Source organism: Allomuricauda sp. M10, assembly GCF_020782875.1.
Lineage (GTDB): Bacteria > Bacteroidota > Bacteroidia > Flavobacteriales > Flavobacteriaceae > Flagellimonas.
In genome coordinates this window covers 14,565-30,445 of the sequence record NZ_JAJGBN010000004.1, presented here as the reverse complement: position 1 = coordinate 30,445, position 15,881 = coordinate 14,565, and the positions used below count along the sequence as shown (strand labels likewise).

Sequence of the window (15,881 nt, the reverse complement as noted above, 5' to 3'; positions counted from 1 at the left end):
AGTATGGGTACGCCGGAACATAAAACCTTGTATGGCCTGGTCCTTGACGGGGGCAAAAGTTCACGAATGGGTTCGGATAAAGGACAGATTGTTTACCACAAAAGTCCGCAACGTGATCACCTAATGAAACTCCTTCAAAAGGTGTGCGATGCTGTTTTTGTAGGCATTGGAAAAGGGCAATCACTTGGCCTGTGGGATTTTCAACGCATTGAGGACATGGACCAATATAAAGGTCCTTTGAATGGGATTCTGAGTGCCCATGAAAAGCATCCAAATGTGGCGTGGTTAGTGCTGGCCTGTGACCTCCCTTTTGTAGATGAACAATCGCTCCTAAAATTGGCAAAGGAACGGGATTCCAATAAATGGGCAACGGCCTATGCTCATCAAAATGGGCAGGTACCGGAACCCTTATTTGCCATTTGGGAAGTTTCAGGGCTTAAGGCCGTTAAAGTACATGTGGATAAAACCCAAAAACATTCCCCGCGGGATTTTTTAATGATTTCGGATGTGAAATTGGTTCATCCGGATCAGGACATTGCTTTGTTCAATGCCAACAGTCCGGCCGATTATAAATGGGCCAAACAGAAACTACAAGCAAAAGGGAAGTAGGGTTATTTTTTGGTCGCGATCTTTTTGGATTCCAAATCGGCAAGTTCCAAATCTTGGAAAATTCCACAAGAAACTTGTTTTTTGACCAACGATTGGGATTTTCTGCGTTTCGTAAGGGCCTCGATTTCCTTGTTCAAGAATTGCATGGATATGTGTTTTAACCGAGAACGAAATTACACTTATTTTATTTTGATAGTCAGAAGATTAACCTTTTTTAACGTCCATTTGTGCAATCATTAACTCCAAAATCGCCATCCAGTTCATCTTGAGCAACAAAGCCGCTGTAGGAATATTATCCTCTTCAATGGCATCCACAATGGATCTATTCTGGCGCAGCATACTTTCCAAAAATTGGGGTTTGTTGAGCAATTGATGTTCGTAAAACGATAATCTGAGTCGCAAATCGTCCAATACCTGAAGTAATACCTTATTCTGACAAGCTTGCACCAATTTGCTATGAAACTCCAGATGAAATGGCAATCCTTCCGAAATATGATGAAAGGTTTCCATACGCACCAGTATATTTTTTAAAGCACTGATTTCATCCGTATTCAAATGGGAAGCATCCAACGCCATGATCTCCAGTTGGGCAATGGTGCTGATAATATCCTTAACCTCCGATTTGCTCAGTGGGGACACCACAAATCCTCTGTTGGGTACCGCCTTTATGATTCGGGCGTGCTCCAATTGACTCAAAGCTTCTCGGATAGGGGTGACGCTTATTCCTGTTGCTCTAGACAAAGCCGCCAAATTAATGGTTTTGCCAATTCCTAACTGACCTTCCCGTATTTGAAGAAGAAGGTGTTCCTTGATTTTGTCCCTTAAAACCGATACATGGCCCATGCTTGCAAATTACGAATCGTATACGATTTAACGAGTTGAAATTGCGCTTATTATCCTATATTTAATCAAGATTAAACACTGCACAATGAAAAATTGGTTATTTGGAACCTTGATCATCGCTTTTTTGATTGGTTGCAAACAGGAAGCACCTGTAAGCACGGAACCCATCAGTTTTTATGACACCCAACTCTTCAAGGATGTACAGATGTCGGGCATTTTTGAAGATTCCAAAACCTTTGTGGACTTGGTCCCGAAAAAAGATATAGCAACACTTGAAGAAGAATACCTTCAAACCAAAGACAATCAAGAATTTAGCTTAAACGATTTTGTATTGGAGAACTTTGAGGACAAATCCATGAAAGGGCTTCAATTTGAATTGGATACCACTCAAAACATGTATACCCATATTTCACACATGTGGGATAAATTGAAACGAAATCCGGATAGTGTGATTGCCCATTCCACCCGAATAGCATTGCCCCACAACTACATTGTTCCCGGGGGTCGTTTTCAGGAAATCTACTATTGGGACAGTTATTTCACCATGGAAGGTTTATTGGTAGACAAGCAGGACGAAGTGGCCCAAAGTATGGTGGATAATTTTGCTTTCTTGATCGATTCCATCGGATTTATACCAAACGGTACCCGCGATTACTATAAAACGCGCTCACAGCCCCCATACTTTGCGTTAATGGTGGACGCCATTGCTAGAAAAGACGAACAATTGCTCGTAAAATACCTTCCGCAGATGACCAAGGAATACCAATATTGGATGGAAGGGGCACAAAAAGGGGATAGCCTCGACCCAGAAAAACGGGTGGTGAACCTTAGTGACGGTATTACCCTGAACCGGTATTGGGATGCGGGAAATACCCCGAGACCAGAGTCTTACAAAGAGGATTTTTTATTGGCCAGTTCCTTGCCTTCGGATTCTTTAAAACAACTGCTGTATAAAAACCTTCGGTCCGCAGCGGCTTCGGGCTGGGATTTTAGCTCCCGATGGTTTGGGGAGGAGGGAGGTCTTGCCTCCACGGAGATCCTTTCCATATTACCTGTGGATTTGAATTCCCTACTGTATTTTATGGAAAAGACCTTGGCCAAGGCCAATGGCATCAAAGGGGATACATCGGCACAACAACAATTTGAGACATTGGCAGAAACACGAAAGAAAGCCATCCAAACCTATTTTTGGAATGACCAGAACGGCTACTTCCACGATTACAATTTTGACAAAGCATCCATGACCACGGCACCCACTTTGGCGGGAGTCACTCCTTTGTTTTTTGGCCTAGCCACTGAAGAACAGGCGGAAAAAGTAAAGGATATGATCATGAACACTTTTTTAAAGGATGGAGGGCTAGTCACTACATTGGACCACTCCGGTCAGCAATGGGACGCTCCAAATGGCTGGGCACCCTTGCAATGGTTAGCCGTTAATGGATTATTGAATTATGGCTACGTGGAAGAAGCCAAGGAAATCATGACACGTTGGTTAGCCTTAAACGAAAAAGTGTATGCCAATACTGGAAAAATGATGGAAAAATACAATGTGGAGGACCTTTCGTTACTTTCAGGAGGAGGGGAGTACCCCACCCAGGATGGTTTTGGTTGGACCAATGGTGTGGCCCTTGGTTTCAAACAATTGTTGAAAGATTTGGAACGTCCGAATTAAACCGGATTACTGCCTTTTCACATAAACGTAAGATTGAACACCGGGCAATACATCACCTTCAACCTTGATAATGCGGTTGGTGCTGATCTGTAATGTACCCAACAAAGAACTTCCCTGGAAAGCGATCTGTACACCATCACTGGCCCAGGCACCGGTTCCCAAGCTGCTTCCGGAACAATCCACATGCACTTGGTTGTTGGTAATATTGGTCACCGTAAAATTGGTCTGTTCAAACTGCCAGGTCATATTGTCCCTGATGATCAAGGTACCCGAAATGCAATCGGCTTCATCCATTAAATTGGTTGAGGAGGAGCCATCACCATCCACATCCACCGCGCCACTCAAATTCACTTCCTGTAGATCATAGGTACCGATAAGGTCCGCATCCGCAGAAGTGGAACCACCATCATCATCACTACATGAGAGTAAAAAAGCGATAGAAAGGGCAAAAAGGAAGGAAGTTTTTATGTTTTTCATGTGGAATTCTGTTTATATAGACAGGGAAAGATACCAATTATCACTGAAAATAATGGTGAGGAACATGGCATTTTGTCGATCTGTGGATTCCCAGCACACTAAACCCCACCATACTCCGTTTATCCACCGTAAACACTTAACTGAAGTAACATGATCAGACTTACACAGAAATTTTATGCTATTGCCCTAATCGGAATTGCTTTTATGGGTTTTCAATCCTGTAGCGAAGATGGTATCAGTGAAGACGAAAAACTGACCCAAGCAGAACTACAGACCATTTTGACCACGGACGAAGTGGCCGGTGTTGCCGATAGTGCCTTGGCCGAAATTTATGCCGGAAGCACAGGCAAGATGGCAACAGCAAAGATCAGCGACTGTTATGCCGCTGAATTTACCGAAACTGGTTTTGTGGCCACTTTTAACAATTGCGTTCTTAATGGCACCGACAATATCAACGGAACCGTGACCGTAACCTACCAAGCAGGTACGGAAACCGCATCGTTCACCGCTACTTATGTGGATTTTTATGTGGGCACCATTAAAATAAACGGAACCCGTACGTATGTGGTGAATACCAGCGTGGAGCAATCCACCGTTTCCTTTTCCGTGACCAGTGACATGTCCATCGAAATGGAAGATGAGAGCGTAATCAGTGAATCTGGCGAAAAAACGTTCAGCATCACCTTTGGTGAGGACCTTGCCAGCACTGTATTCGGGTTGTCCGGAAACTGGACGATTGAAGCCGAAGGTAACGTATATGCCGTGGAAACCTTGGAAGAGCTTCAAGGCAATGCCGCCTGTGACTATTTGACCTCAGGCGTGATGGTGGTATCTAAAAACGGACTAGCCGTAACCATTGATTTTGGAGACGGGGAGTGCGACGATGTAGCCACCTTGATCTACCCTAACGGAGCAGCCGAAGAAATTACATTATAGTCATTTCTAAAAAGATATAAGGAAAGCACCGATAAAATCGGTGCTTTTTTTATGCGCTGGACTTACGTGGGTTTCCCTATATTTAGCAAAAGAATTGGACAATGATCAAGCAGTTGGTACAAGCACAAAAGGATTTTTTTGCATTGCGGAAAACCCATGATGTGGCCTTCCGAAAGCACTACTTAAAGCTTCTATATCAAGAAATTACGGATAAGGAAGATGCCATTTGCGATGCCCTTTATGCCGATTTTAAAAAGCCCAGTTTTGAAAGTCTGGCCACTGAAACCCAATTTGCGCTGGGCGAGCTGAAGCACATGATCAAGCATTTGGGAAGATGGAGCAAACCTAAGCGGGTGACCCCTTCTTTGACCAATTTTCCATCGAGGGAATGGATCCAATTTGAACCCTTTGGTAGGGTGTTGATCATTGCGCCCTGGAACTACCCGTTCATGCTGGTGATTTCCCCTTTGATCGGAGCTTTGGCTGCAGGTAACACGGCCGTGATAAAACCTTCGGAACTGAGTCCGAATACTTCTGGCATTATCGCAGAGATAATTAAAAAGGTTTTTCCGCCCGAATATGTGACCGTGGTGGAAGGGGGAGTGGAGGTCTCCACACAACTTTTGGCGGAACCTTGGGACTATATTTTCTTTACGGGTAGCACGCAGGTGGGCAAGATTGTGTACAAGAGTGCCGCGGAACATTTAACGCCGGTAACCTTGGAACTTAGTGGCAAAAATCCCTGTGTGGTGGATGAAACGGCCAAAATTGACTTGACCGCCAAACGGATTGCGTGGGGAAAATTTCTGAACGCGGGGCAGACCTGCATAGCCCCGGATTATGTTTTGGTGCACGAAACCCAAAAGGAAGCGTTAATAGCAGCCTTAAAAACCTATATTACAGGTTTTTACGGGACAACCATAGCCGAATCTCCAGATTTTGCACGGATTACCACAGCCAAGCATTATACGGGACTTAAAGCGAAGCTTGAAGGGCAAAACATTGTTTTTGGAGGCCATTGGAATGATGATGACCAGTATATGGAACCCACATTGGTGGAGAATCCGGAATTGGAAAGTGCCTTGATGACCGATGAGATATTTGGGCCCATTTTACCGATCATTGCATATACCACGGAGGACGAAATACATGAAATGGTACAACGATACGGAAAACCCTTAGCATTTTATGTCTTTAGCAACAACAAGAGCTTTCAGAAGCGGATGATGGCGCAATATCCATTTGGCGGTGGAACCATCAACGATACGGTAATCCATATCAGCAATAAAAAATTACCGTTTGGTGGCGTGGGCGGTTCTGGGATTGGTGGGTATCACGGAAAATTCAGTTTTGAATTGTTCTCACACAAAAAAGCTATTGTTAAGCGAGGTACCTGGTTGGATGTTCCGATACGCTACGCGCCGTACAAGATTCCCATACAATGGGCCAAACGGATCAAGAATTTGTTTTAAAAGAAAAGCAACAGGGCAGGTTTTGAAATATTCTATTTTACATAATGTAAATTATGGAACAATTAATATAGTAGAGCAAATTGCGTATAGCTATGCTATTTGATATAAAATCAGTTTTGATGCTTTAGCGTCATAACGACAACGATTTTATGTCAAAGCAATTTGCTTTATTATAGGTTAACTACGTTATGCTTTACTACAATCCACTTCGCTTACCAAACAGAGGTTTTTCCATATCCCAAACAGCTTGTTCGATTAACTCTATAACAAAGTGATTCTTAGTTGAAACTTGATATATATTCAAGCATATATCAATATTTTTTGGAAACCAATGAATTAAATCCAACGAGTACGTTCTTTTAGAGCCATAACCAAGATGTTGCACGATGCGTCTACATATCGTTTTTGAAGTCCCTACGTAAAGAGTTTTCGAATGATGTTTTTTATTGAATCTTGAAATATTAAATGTAACATTAGAAACTCTTGGCTTATTGGAAATATCAAATCTGGAATAAGTTTTTTTAATAGTTTCGATGGATTTATCTGAACCTCTACTTGTTATGATATAAATGTATCTGCCTTTCATTTTTGAAAGCTCATCAAAGATGACCTGAAGATTCATTTCACTAAACAATACCTCACTTGATATTTTAAACTCTTTTACTTTATTGATAGAACATTTTTCTAATTCACTTAAAGACTCCACAATGTTGGCAACAGTTTCTTTTAAAACGACTTTTGAATCTATCATTAGAAAATAATTGGTTTCTATCTTTTTTCTTGATAAAAAAGAATCAAAAAATCAGGAAGAAAATATGCTTCCGAGCGCTCTTTGTGTCTTATAGCTTCGCTATTTGGGTTTTACACGCCCAACACAAAGCCCAGGGCAATGACTAAGACTTTTTTGAAATATGTTCAAGGTATTCGGAACTCTTAAAGTCAAATTTTGTGTGAGGTGAGTTGTTTGTTATATATTCTGGCACTATATCTTTCATTAGTTTTAGATTGTAATCACCATTAAAAAACATATTAGACACACAAAGTTCATCAATCTTGGAAAGTAAAAAAGTATAATCCAAATCCCTTAACTTACAAATCATGATTTTTTTATGATAGGTAGGTAAAGTGTTTTCCCCATTAGCCAATAACTCTTCATATAATTTTTCACCAGGTCTTAAACCAGTAATTTTTATATCAATGTCATCAGGGTATTTTAAACCTGAAAGTCTAATCATGTTTTTTGCCAATTCAAAGATTTTGACAGACTCACCCATATCAAAAATGAAAACCTCTCCCCCTTGACCCATAGAACTTGATTCTAAAATTAATTGAGTTGCCTCAGGTATAGTCATAAAATAGCGGGTAATCTCTTTATGTGTTACCGTCAATGGCCCACCCTTCTCTATTTGCTTCCTAAATAATGGGATTACTGAACCATTAGCGCCAAGAAGGTTTCCAAAACGACATGTAATAAACTTAGTATTTGATTCTTGTTGAAGACACTGTAAGTATATTTCTGCAATTCGTTTTGTAACCCCTACTACATTTGTGGGATTAACTGCTTTATCTGTTGAAAGTTGCACAAACTTGTCGACTTTGAATGTTGTTGATAGGTCTGCGAGTATTTTAGTCGCCTTAACATTTGATTTTATAGCCTCATATACATTGTACTCTAGAAGAGGAACATCTTTATATCCAGCGGCATGAAACACCAAATTAGGTTTATAATCTTCAAATATAAGAGTCATAAATCCTTTATCTGAAACATCGCCTACTATTGGAATAAAATTGTGAAATCCACTTTGTTTTAAATCGACAATCAGGTTTCTTAAGGCTGATTCGTTGTTGTCAACCACAACTAGAGAATGATAAGAAAGTTTGCAAATTTCTTTACAAATCTCACTTCCTATGCTACCTGCCCCTCCAGTAATAATAATTGTTTTGTCCTTAAGACTTTCACCAATTTTTGTCTTCTTAGATCCTATTATTGGTCTTTCTAATAAATCTTCAATGAAAACTCTCTTAATTTGGGTAAACTTGAGTTCTCCGTTAATCCAATTGTCTACAGATGGAACGATTTTAACCTCTACATTAAAGTCTATTAATGGTTCAATAATCTTTCTAAGTGATCTTGATTCAAGATTGCTTTTTGCTATGACAATTTCACTAATCCTTCTTTTCTCAATAAAATTTGCGTCAATGGAGTTGCTAGAGTAAATCGGCAAGCCATTAAGTCTTCTACCAATTTTAATTTGATCATCATCAATATATCCAATAACTTTAATGGAACTCTTACCTGGGCTAATTGTAGTCATGGCATGGTGAGCAATTACTCCAAAGGAACCAGCACCATAAATAATTACATTTTTTATGTCGTTGCCTCTCCCTTTGAAATTTTTATACATATATACAGACTTAAAGAAATATCTGTATGATATTAAAAATGCTATGCTTAAAATCGCATTAATTACTATTACCGAAAGAGGAATTGTACCCTTTTTTATAAATTCAAAATAATTATTTAGGATTACAAAAAAAATACAAAAAATGGTACTTATACATACTACATTGAAAATAAGATAAATATCCCTAGCCCCTGTATAAAGCACCATTCCTTTATGAGAGCCTATCAATACTATGGAACAAGTGAAGATTGCTAATACAATTGGCAATTGTACTTGTAAAACTTCAATAAAATCAAAAGAAAAATTAATTCTTAGGAAATAAGAAAAAACGAAAGAAAATGAAATAAATACAATGTCAAGAAATAGTATAAAATATTTGGATGAAAGAATATCAAATCCCTTTCTACTTTTTTCTGCACCCTGATTATTAATAAGATTACTATCCGACAAATTGCTGATTAGGCCAATTTCTCTTCTAAAATTCTTTGATTTCCTCCTTATTAAATAAACAGCAAAAATTAGCGCCAGAGAAACTACACAACCTATAATTAACACCAATAAATCATATCCACTCATTTGAATATCAATAAGTACCAAGAAGATAAACAGCTTATACCTCCAAAAATTGTATGCCAAACAATTTCTCCCTTTACACCTAGATAAATAATTACGAGAAACAACGCCAAATTCAAAAATATCACTAGCAAGAATTGATTCTTTAGGCCATCTATTTTTGTGCTATCTAAAGATTGAACCGACATTTTGTATTTAATTGACACTTCATTTTGTTTTATATCATAAGTTGGCTTGAGACCGAAAATTTTATTTGTTATAAAATGATCAAAATAAAGAAAAGGTAAAAGCTGACCTATTCCTAAAGTGCCAAGGGTAATTCCTATTGTATTAAAATCAGTGCCTAGAATCATTCGTAAAAAGAATTGAACGAAAATCGCAAATACGGGAATAAGAACTAATACTATAACTTTTCTAAGTATTGAATCGGTCATTTTGCTGATTGATTGAAGTTGATTATAAGCTTACCTAAACCCTTTTTTAATAGAAGGAATATAAAACAAATTGTTCATGTTAAAAAATAAACTTCAAAACTCTTTATTTTAACTAAGAATCTAAAGAAATCCCATTTAAAAACCACAAAAAAACCTTAAAAATTCTGGGGTTTTTACCCATTCCATACACTTTTACCTCCCCCACTCCCCTTCTACCTCGCTCAAGACAGTAGGCTCCGGCTCGACAAATAAGTTTTTACTCGCGCACTTCTATTTTCAATAGGTGCTCGTGACCTGCAAGTGGTGCAAAATATTTTATATTCGTACAGAATCTCTAAACTATCCCAATGCATTGGAAAATTATACCCTTAAGCTTGGCCCTTGTTGTTTTGCAGTCGGGTCATGGGCAAGAAAATAAGGAAAGTGGTGGCTCTACTACCTACTACAAAGACGTCACAACAACCCATTTGCCCTATAAGGACCTGCAATTGCTCAGCATGGATGCCGGAATTGCCGATTTGGACCAAGACGGGGATATGGATATTTTAATCGCCAATGAGCACAGGCCCAACATTCTGCTCATCAATGATGGAAAGGGAAAGTTTACCAACGAGAGTGCGTTGCGGATACCCCAGGTGGATCATGACAGCGAGGACATTGGCATTGCCGATTTTGACGGGGACGGAGATTTGGACATCATTGTGGTCAGTGAGGACGACAAGACCAATGAACTCTATTTGAACAATGGTGATGGCACTTTTGCCGATGGTGGGGATAGGATTCCGGTTACCGGCACCTCCAATTCCGTGGTGGTTTTTGATATCAATGCCGATGGCGCCCCCGACATTCTGATCGGAAACAACGGCCAGAACAATATATTGATCAACGACGGAACAGGCCATTTTAAGGATGAGACCCTTGAGCGGTTCGGTGCATTTTTAGATATTACCCAAGACCTAACCCTTGCCGATGTGGACAACGACGGGGATCAAGATCTTCTGATAGGCAATGAAGATGCCAATAGAATATTGATCAATACCGGAAATGGCTTTTTTGAAGATCAATCTGCCTCCAGGCTCCCCTACCGTAAAGAACCCGAGGAAACTCGTGAAGTGGACGTGGCGGATATTGACGGGGATGGCGATCTGGATATTCTATTTGGCAACGTTCAGGCTTTTGTGGACAACGCCCTGAGGCAGAATAGATTGCTGCTCAACGACGGGAAAGGCTTTTTCTCGGATATTACCGCTACCCATTTGCCCAAAGATGACAATCGTTGTTTTGGGGTGGCCTTTTTGGACATCGATCGTGATGGTGATCCAGATATCATGACCGGAAATACAAACGGGGACAAGTTTGGGGGCGACACGCCATTCAGTGTTTATCTCAATGATGGCGAAGGGATGTTTACCGAAGGAACCGACAAAATCATTCCAAAGGGCATTGCCGGTAGAGGTTTTGATATCGATTTTGTGGATTTGAACGGAGATGGCATCAACGATCTTTTCTTAAGCAATCGCGGTTCACAGGATTTTTTGCTTTTTGGCATCAAACTGTAAACATGGGTTATCGTTGCCATTCGGAGCCGTTTTGAAGAATGTTTTAGCCCAATTTTTTTGAAAATTTGAGGAAATAAGCTTTGTTATACATCCAAAGCAAGGAAACCATAAGTTCAAATTTCAGGTGGTCCTAAACGCATTGGATACCCGCATCAGGCAACGGTCTGTAGGTGTAGTATTGCAGCACCTCTTCCAGCGCCATTTTTAGGGCTTTGTTCACCGGTAGTAACTTACTGCCCAAAGCGTAATCAATCTGGTTCAGTTGCATGTAGTAATCCGTGAACACGGGTACATACAGCCCTTTAACAATGGCTTCGTTCACCGTTTTGTATTGCTCGGCCTGTCCTTCACGGATGATCTTACAGGTGGCCAAACGCAAACTTCCATATTTATCGCGAGTGGCCCCAAAACCGAACAAACGGCAGATCAGCCCGCGGTAGGGATAACTGCCACAATGCCCCTGATCCAAAGCTGAAAGCGGTTTAAACAAAAAACAATGGGTATTGGGATTGGCGTTCAAGGCATCGAGCGTTTCCTCTGCCCCGCCGGTTAAAAACAAATGAAAGGCCCATGGTAAAAATTCCAAAGGGGAAGCTTCTATTTGGGAGTAGCTACAGCATTTTCCACAACCTGAAACACAGCTTAATCCAGACGATTTCTGAAATTGGGTGCTTTCCTTTTCCAACTGTCCGAACAGGTTCTCAACCATGCGGACCTTTTGCTCTAATGTCAAAAATTTTTTGTCGAAGGTATCGCTAATTTTGACACGCCATCAGAAATTCTTTTTGAAAAATTTGAGGGTAAAAAAGCCCTTGTTTTTAATACCTCGCGTTTTATAATTGTTGTATGGAGTGTGTTGGGACCATACCGAAATTCAACGATTCTGGTAAAGGTATTTTTTAGGGATGTCCTTGCCATCGTCCGAACTCATGGTCCAGATCATATTGGCAATCCACCATCTACCATCGGAATAAACCAATTGATAGCTCCCAACCCCTTTTCCTTTTTCATTTTCGGAATCAACTCCTTCAAAACTCTGGATGATTTGGGCAATGCCATTGTATTCTTCAATCATTTCTCCCGTGGCCTCTTCATGATATCCGAGCGTATAATATTCATCAGTTAGGGTAACCAGAAAATCATTCAAGTCCATGGTCTCATGCATGAAACTACCATCTTCTTCACCCACAACAGTAAAGTGCGCGGTGGGAAGAAACAAGGTCCTAAAATAAGCAGTATCGATTTTCTGTCCCGGTGCAACAGAGATTACACGCTGTGTTTCCTTGGTCAATTCATTGGCATCTTGAAAAACACTCTTGTCCTGCGCATGACAACACATGCACATGAACAGTACCGTGATGGTTAGATATGTCTTTTTTATTACCAAATCTTGATGCGTTCTTCTTCCGATTTAAAGTTTTGATCTCCTGGTTGCAGGTCGAAGGTTTCGTAAAATGGCGTGAAGTTCATCAACGGGCCGTTCACCCTCCATATAGCTGGCGAATGGGGGTTAGTGTTCACATAATTGCGCATAAACTCATCCCTTACCTTAACCCTCCAAATCCTGGCGATGGACATAAAGAAGCGTTCATCAGGGGTATAATCACCAATCCTTACGGTATCCTGACCTTGTTGGGTCAATTTGAAAGCGTCATAGGCAATGGCAATACCTCCGTTATCTGCTGTATTCTCACCAATGGTCAAGGCACCCTTTACATACACACTATCCAAAACGGTAAACGTGCTGTAGCGGTCGATCAATTGTTGGGTCTTCGCCTTGAATTTGGTCAAATCGTCCTCGGTCCACCAGTTTTTCAGGTTACCGTCCTTATCATATTGTGAACCGTTGTCATCAAAAGCATGCGTCAATTCGTGCCCGATCACCATCCCGATGCCACCATAATTCACCGCATCGTCCGCCTCCTTGTCAAAATAAGGGAACTGCAAGATTCCGGCAGGGAACACAATTTCATTCAAAGATGCATTGTAATAGGCCGTCACGGTGGAAGGGGTTGTTCCCCACTCCTCTTTGTTCGGGGCCTTGTTTAGATTCTTGATCCGGTATTCGTAGGCATTTTTTTGAAGGGTAACCACGTTCTCAAAATAGGTATCCCTGCCAATGGTGACATCATACTCCCTCCAAACATCAGGGTAGCCGACTTTTTTGGTAATCGCATACAGTTTTTCTTTCGCCTTGGTCTTGGTACTGTCACTCATCCAATCCAGTTTGGACATGCGGTTTTCAAAAGCTTTTTGAAGGTTGTTCACCAAATCGGCGACGCGTTTTTTATCCTCTTCATCAAAATAGCGTTTCACATACAGCTGCCCCAACGCAAAGCCCAACATACGGTCTACCTGCTGTACCATCAACTTGGCGCGGGGCTGTTGTTCGGATTGGCCCAAAAGCACCTTGTTGTATTCGAACACCGCTTTTTCAAAAGGGGTGCTCAAAAAATTGGCATAATTGTCCAATGTATGGGCCATAAGGTAGGTTTTCCAATCCTCTAAAGAAGTGGTCCCCAACATGTCGTTCAATTTGGTGTAATAGGCAGGTTGTTGAACATCTACGGAATCGGCCTCCAATTTTAAAGTGGTCAACATTTCGGTCCAACCGATTTTGGGATTGTCCTTTGACATATCCGCAACGGAAAACTTGTTATAATTCGCCTTAATGTTTCGTCTTTCGATGCGGGTCTTGTGCGATTCGGCCAACTGTTTTTCCATTTCGTAAACGGTCTCGGCCTTTTCAGTGCCATTCTCGTGATCGGCAAGCTCGAACAAAGCGGGAATGTACTTTTTATAGGCATTTTGGATGCCTACCGTTGCCGAATCCGTTTTAAAATAATAATCCCGATCGGGAAGTCCCAATCCTGATTGGCTCACATGCAAAATATTCAGGCTGCTGTTCTTGTTGTCGGGTGACACACGCAATGCTATCACGGAATTGTTGCCCGTTTCCATTTCTTCGGTCACAAAATCCATCACACCTTTCGCATCAGAAATGGCATTGATGCGTTCCAGAATAGGCTTCAAAGGCTCGTACCCTCTTTTATTGATCTGGGCCGTATCCATTCCCGAAGCATAGAAATCGCCTACCTTCTGCTCCACTGTTCCCGCTTCATGCTCCGTAGCGGAAACTTCTTCCAATATATTTTGAAGTAATTTTTTCTGGGGGATGTTCAAAAAACTGTAAGACCCCACCCCTACCTGATCCTCGGCAATTTGGATGGAATCGTACCAAACCTTGTTCACGCGCATGAAGAAATTATCGCCGGGTTTGATGGATTCCGTAATGCCGGTATAGGCTATTTTGGGGGATTCGGTCGGTTGTTCCTTTTTACAGGAAGTGAAGGCAATGGCCAAAATGGCCAGGGGTAACATTTTTTTCATTTGGTTGGGTTATTTCTACGAATATACCGATTAATGAAACCCACCTTTCACACCAAAATCTTAAAAAAGAATTAAAAAAACCGGAAGACCCGCGATGACCCCCCCGGTTTTTGGATCATTCCCCCGTCGCTGTATACAATTTACCTAGGCCAAGCCTGAAATCAGGTTCAACGCACGGTCTATTTCTTCCTTGGAATTGTAAATATGTACGGAATGGCGAATCATTTTCTCTCCTACGGATCGGGGTTGCAATCGTTCCTTCTCCCATAGATACTTTTGAAGGTCGGGACCTGACATGCCTTCTACCCCGTATGTGGTGATCCCGGCTGCCAGTTCCTCGTTGGTAGACGAATAGATGGTCACGTGTTTCATTTGTTTCAGGCCATCCCGAAGGTGTATGCCCAATTCCTTGATCCTCCCGATCCACACATCAGGGCCAATGGTGTTGAAGAAATCCACAGCGGCATCATAGCCCGCCATAAGCCCGGCATTGCCCGTTCCGTTCTGCATCAAACGGAAACCGTGATCGTCCTGATTGTCCCAGTTGTAGCTGGCAATGGTAGACCAAATGCCGCCCACCACATCTTTATTGATGTACAAAAGTCCGCTACCGGCCGGGGCCAACATCCATTTGTGCAAACTGGAATAATAGGCATCGCAACCGATATCTTTCACATCCACTTTCACGTGTCCCACACACTGGGCACCGTCCAAAATGGTGAAAATGCCACGTTTTTTGGCTTCGGCACAGATTTGTTTTACGGGCATCACCGTTCCAAAGCCTGAAATGATATGCGGTACGGCAATGACTTTGGTTTTTGGGGTTACTTCCTTAAAAATGGCATCCACAATGGCCTGTGGATCATTGGCCGGTTCGGGCATGGTGGCCTGTTTGTACACACAGCCTTTCCGCTTGGCCAGCAATTGCCAAGCCCCGAAACCTCCTCCGTGTTCCTGATTGGTATTGAGGAGCTCATCCCCTTTTTTCAAATCCAGGCCCATACCCACGTAGTTCATGCCAAAAGTGGCATTTTGGGTCAGGGAGATTTCCGTAAAATCACAGTTGACAATTTTCGCCAATTTGGTTCGTAGTTCTTCGTACGGAAAGTAACCTGTCAACAGTTCCGGTCCTGAACCATCCTTGTAATCCACCGTAGCGGCCTCCACGTTCCAGTGCATCATGTGGTCGAACATTTTGTCCAGCACATATCCCGATGTAGGGCCCATGGTACCATTGTTGAAATAGGTCTGTCCTTCTTTCAAGGGAAATTGTTTACGGACCATTTTCCAGTATTCGTCATCCTTGTTAGCAACGTTTTTTAAGGAATCAATGGACCAATCTTTTTTAGGGTCGAAGGATAACAAGGGAAGGGACATCATTGCTGCGGCCCCCTGTTTCAAGAATTTTCTACGTTGAGACATGTTGGTTGGGTTTAGTGGTTTAGGGTTTAGGGTTTAGGGTTTAGGGTTTAGGGTTTAGGGTTTAGGGTGAAAGTACTGAATTATTGAAA

At 41.6% G+C, this 15,881-nt stretch carries 15 protein-coding genes; 5 read left to right on the top strand and 10 right to left on the bottom strand.

Going from position 1 to position 15,881, the window contains the following annotated elements:
- Positions 1-3: 3 nt before the first annotated feature.
- Positions 4-609: an NTP transferase domain-containing protein gene (locus tag LKX84_RS11260; protein ID WP_228237269.1), complete on the top strand. Its 606-nt coding sequence runs from the start codon at positions 4-6 to the stop codon at positions 607-609.
- 2 nt (positions 610-611) lie between these two features.
- Here LKX84_RS11260 and LKX84_RS11255 read toward each other — a convergent pair whose 3' ends face one another.
- Together LKX84_RS11255 and LKX84_RS11250 are read right to left on the bottom strand one after the other, a co-directional pair.
- Complete coding sequence (locus LKX84_RS11255; protein ID WP_228237268.1) at positions 612-755, bottom strand: hypothetical protein; 144 nt, start codon at positions 753-755, stop codon at positions 612-614.
- A 58-nt stretch (positions 756-813) separates the two neighbouring features.
- The gene (locus LKX84_RS11250; RefSeq protein ID WP_228237267.1) at positions 814-1,452 is read right to left on the bottom strand and encodes a GntR family transcriptional regulator; all 639 of its coding nucleotides are present in this window, start codon (positions 1,450-1,452) and stop codon (positions 814-816) included.
- 85 nt (positions 1,453-1,537) lie between these two features.
- Between LKX84_RS11250 and treF the strand changes: the two genes are divergently transcribed.
- Entirely contained in the window at positions 1,538-3,124 is a 1,587-nt protein-coding gene (gene treF, locus LKX84_RS11245; RefSeq protein ID WP_228237266.1) for an alpha,alpha-trehalase TreF, read from the top strand.
- Between the two features lie 6 nt (positions 3,125-3,130).
- Here treF and LKX84_RS11240 read toward each other — a convergent pair whose 3' ends face one another.
- Positions 3,131-3,601 (bottom strand): hypothetical protein, encoded by a 471-nt coding sequence (locus LKX84_RS11240; protein ID WP_228237265.1) that lies wholly within the window; start codon positions 3,599-3,601, stop codon positions 3,131-3,133.
- 150 nt (positions 3,602-3,751) lie between these two features.
- Here LKX84_RS11240 and LKX84_RS11235 point away from each other — a divergent pair, with 150 nt between their 5' ends.
- Complete coding sequence (locus LKX84_RS11235; RefSeq protein WP_228237264.1) at positions 3,752-4,537, top strand: hypothetical protein; 786 nt, start codon at positions 3,752-3,754, stop codon at positions 4,535-4,537.
- Positions 4,538-4,638: 101 nt separating this feature from the next.
- A complete protein-coding gene (locus tag LKX84_RS11230) occupies positions 4,639-6,009 on the top strand; it encodes an aldehyde dehydrogenase (RefSeq protein ID WP_228237263.1) in 1,371 nt (456 codons plus the stop codon).
- 196 nt (positions 6,010-6,205) lie between these two features.
- Here the strand turns inward: LKX84_RS11230 and LKX84_RS11225 are convergent, their stop codons facing one another.
- The 3 genes from LKX84_RS11225 to LKX84_RS11215 all read right to left on the bottom strand — a co-directional run bounded on the left by LKX84_RS11225 (position 6,206) and on the right by LKX84_RS11215 (position 9,421).
- Positions 6,206-6,760 carry a hypothetical protein gene (locus LKX84_RS11225; RefSeq protein WP_228237262.1) on the bottom strand — a complete coding sequence of 185 codons (555 nt, stop codon included), beginning with the start codon at positions 6,758-6,760 and terminating at the stop codon, positions 6,206-6,208.
- A gap of 142 nt (positions 6,761-6,902) precedes the next feature.
- The gene (locus LKX84_RS11220; protein ID WP_228237261.1) at positions 6,903-8,990 is read right to left on the bottom strand and encodes a polysaccharide biosynthesis protein; all 2,088 of its coding nucleotides are present in this window, start codon (positions 8,988-8,990) and stop codon (positions 6,903-6,905) included.
- Positions 8,987-9,421, bottom strand: coding sequence for a hypothetical protein (locus LKX84_RS11215; protein WP_228237260.1), 435 nt, complete (start codon positions 9,419-9,421; stop codon positions 8,987-8,989). Before LKX84_RS11215 ends, LKX84_RS11220 begins: the two co-directional genes overlap by 4 nt.
- A gap of 347 nt (positions 9,422-9,768) precedes the next feature.
- Between LKX84_RS11215 and LKX84_RS11210 the strand changes: the two genes are divergently transcribed.
- Positions 9,769-10,980, top strand: a complete 1,212-nt coding sequence (locus LKX84_RS11210) for an FG-GAP repeat domain-containing protein (RefSeq protein ID WP_228237259.1) — start codon at positions 9,769-9,771, stop codon at positions 10,978-10,980.
- Positions 10,981-11,110: 130 nt separating this feature from the next.
- Here LKX84_RS11210 and LKX84_RS11205 read toward each other — a convergent pair whose 3' ends face one another.
- From LKX84_RS11205 to LKX84_RS11190, 4 genes are all read right to left on the bottom strand, one after another.
- Positions 11,111-11,689, bottom strand: a complete 579-nt coding sequence (locus LKX84_RS11205) for a YkgJ family cysteine cluster protein (protein WP_317206472.1) — start codon at positions 11,687-11,689, stop codon at positions 11,111-11,113.
- Between the two features lie 165 nt (positions 11,690-11,854).
- The gene (locus tag LKX84_RS11200; RefSeq protein ID WP_228237257.1) at positions 11,855-12,319 is read right to left on the bottom strand and encodes a hypothetical protein; all 465 of its coding nucleotides are present in this window, start codon (positions 12,317-12,319) and stop codon (positions 11,855-11,857) included.
- A 41-nt stretch (positions 12,320-12,360) separates the two neighbouring features.
- Positions 12,361-14,370, bottom strand: coding sequence for a M13 family metallopeptidase (locus LKX84_RS11195; RefSeq protein ID WP_228237256.1), 2,010 nt, complete (start codon positions 14,368-14,370; stop codon positions 12,361-12,363).
- Between the two features lie 144 nt (positions 14,371-14,514).
- Positions 14,515-15,792, bottom strand: coding sequence for an aminotransferase class V-fold PLP-dependent enzyme (locus LKX84_RS11190; protein ID WP_228237255.1), 1,278 nt, complete (start codon positions 15,790-15,792; stop codon positions 14,515-14,517).
- Between the last annotated feature and the right edge of the window lie 89 nt (positions 15,793-15,881).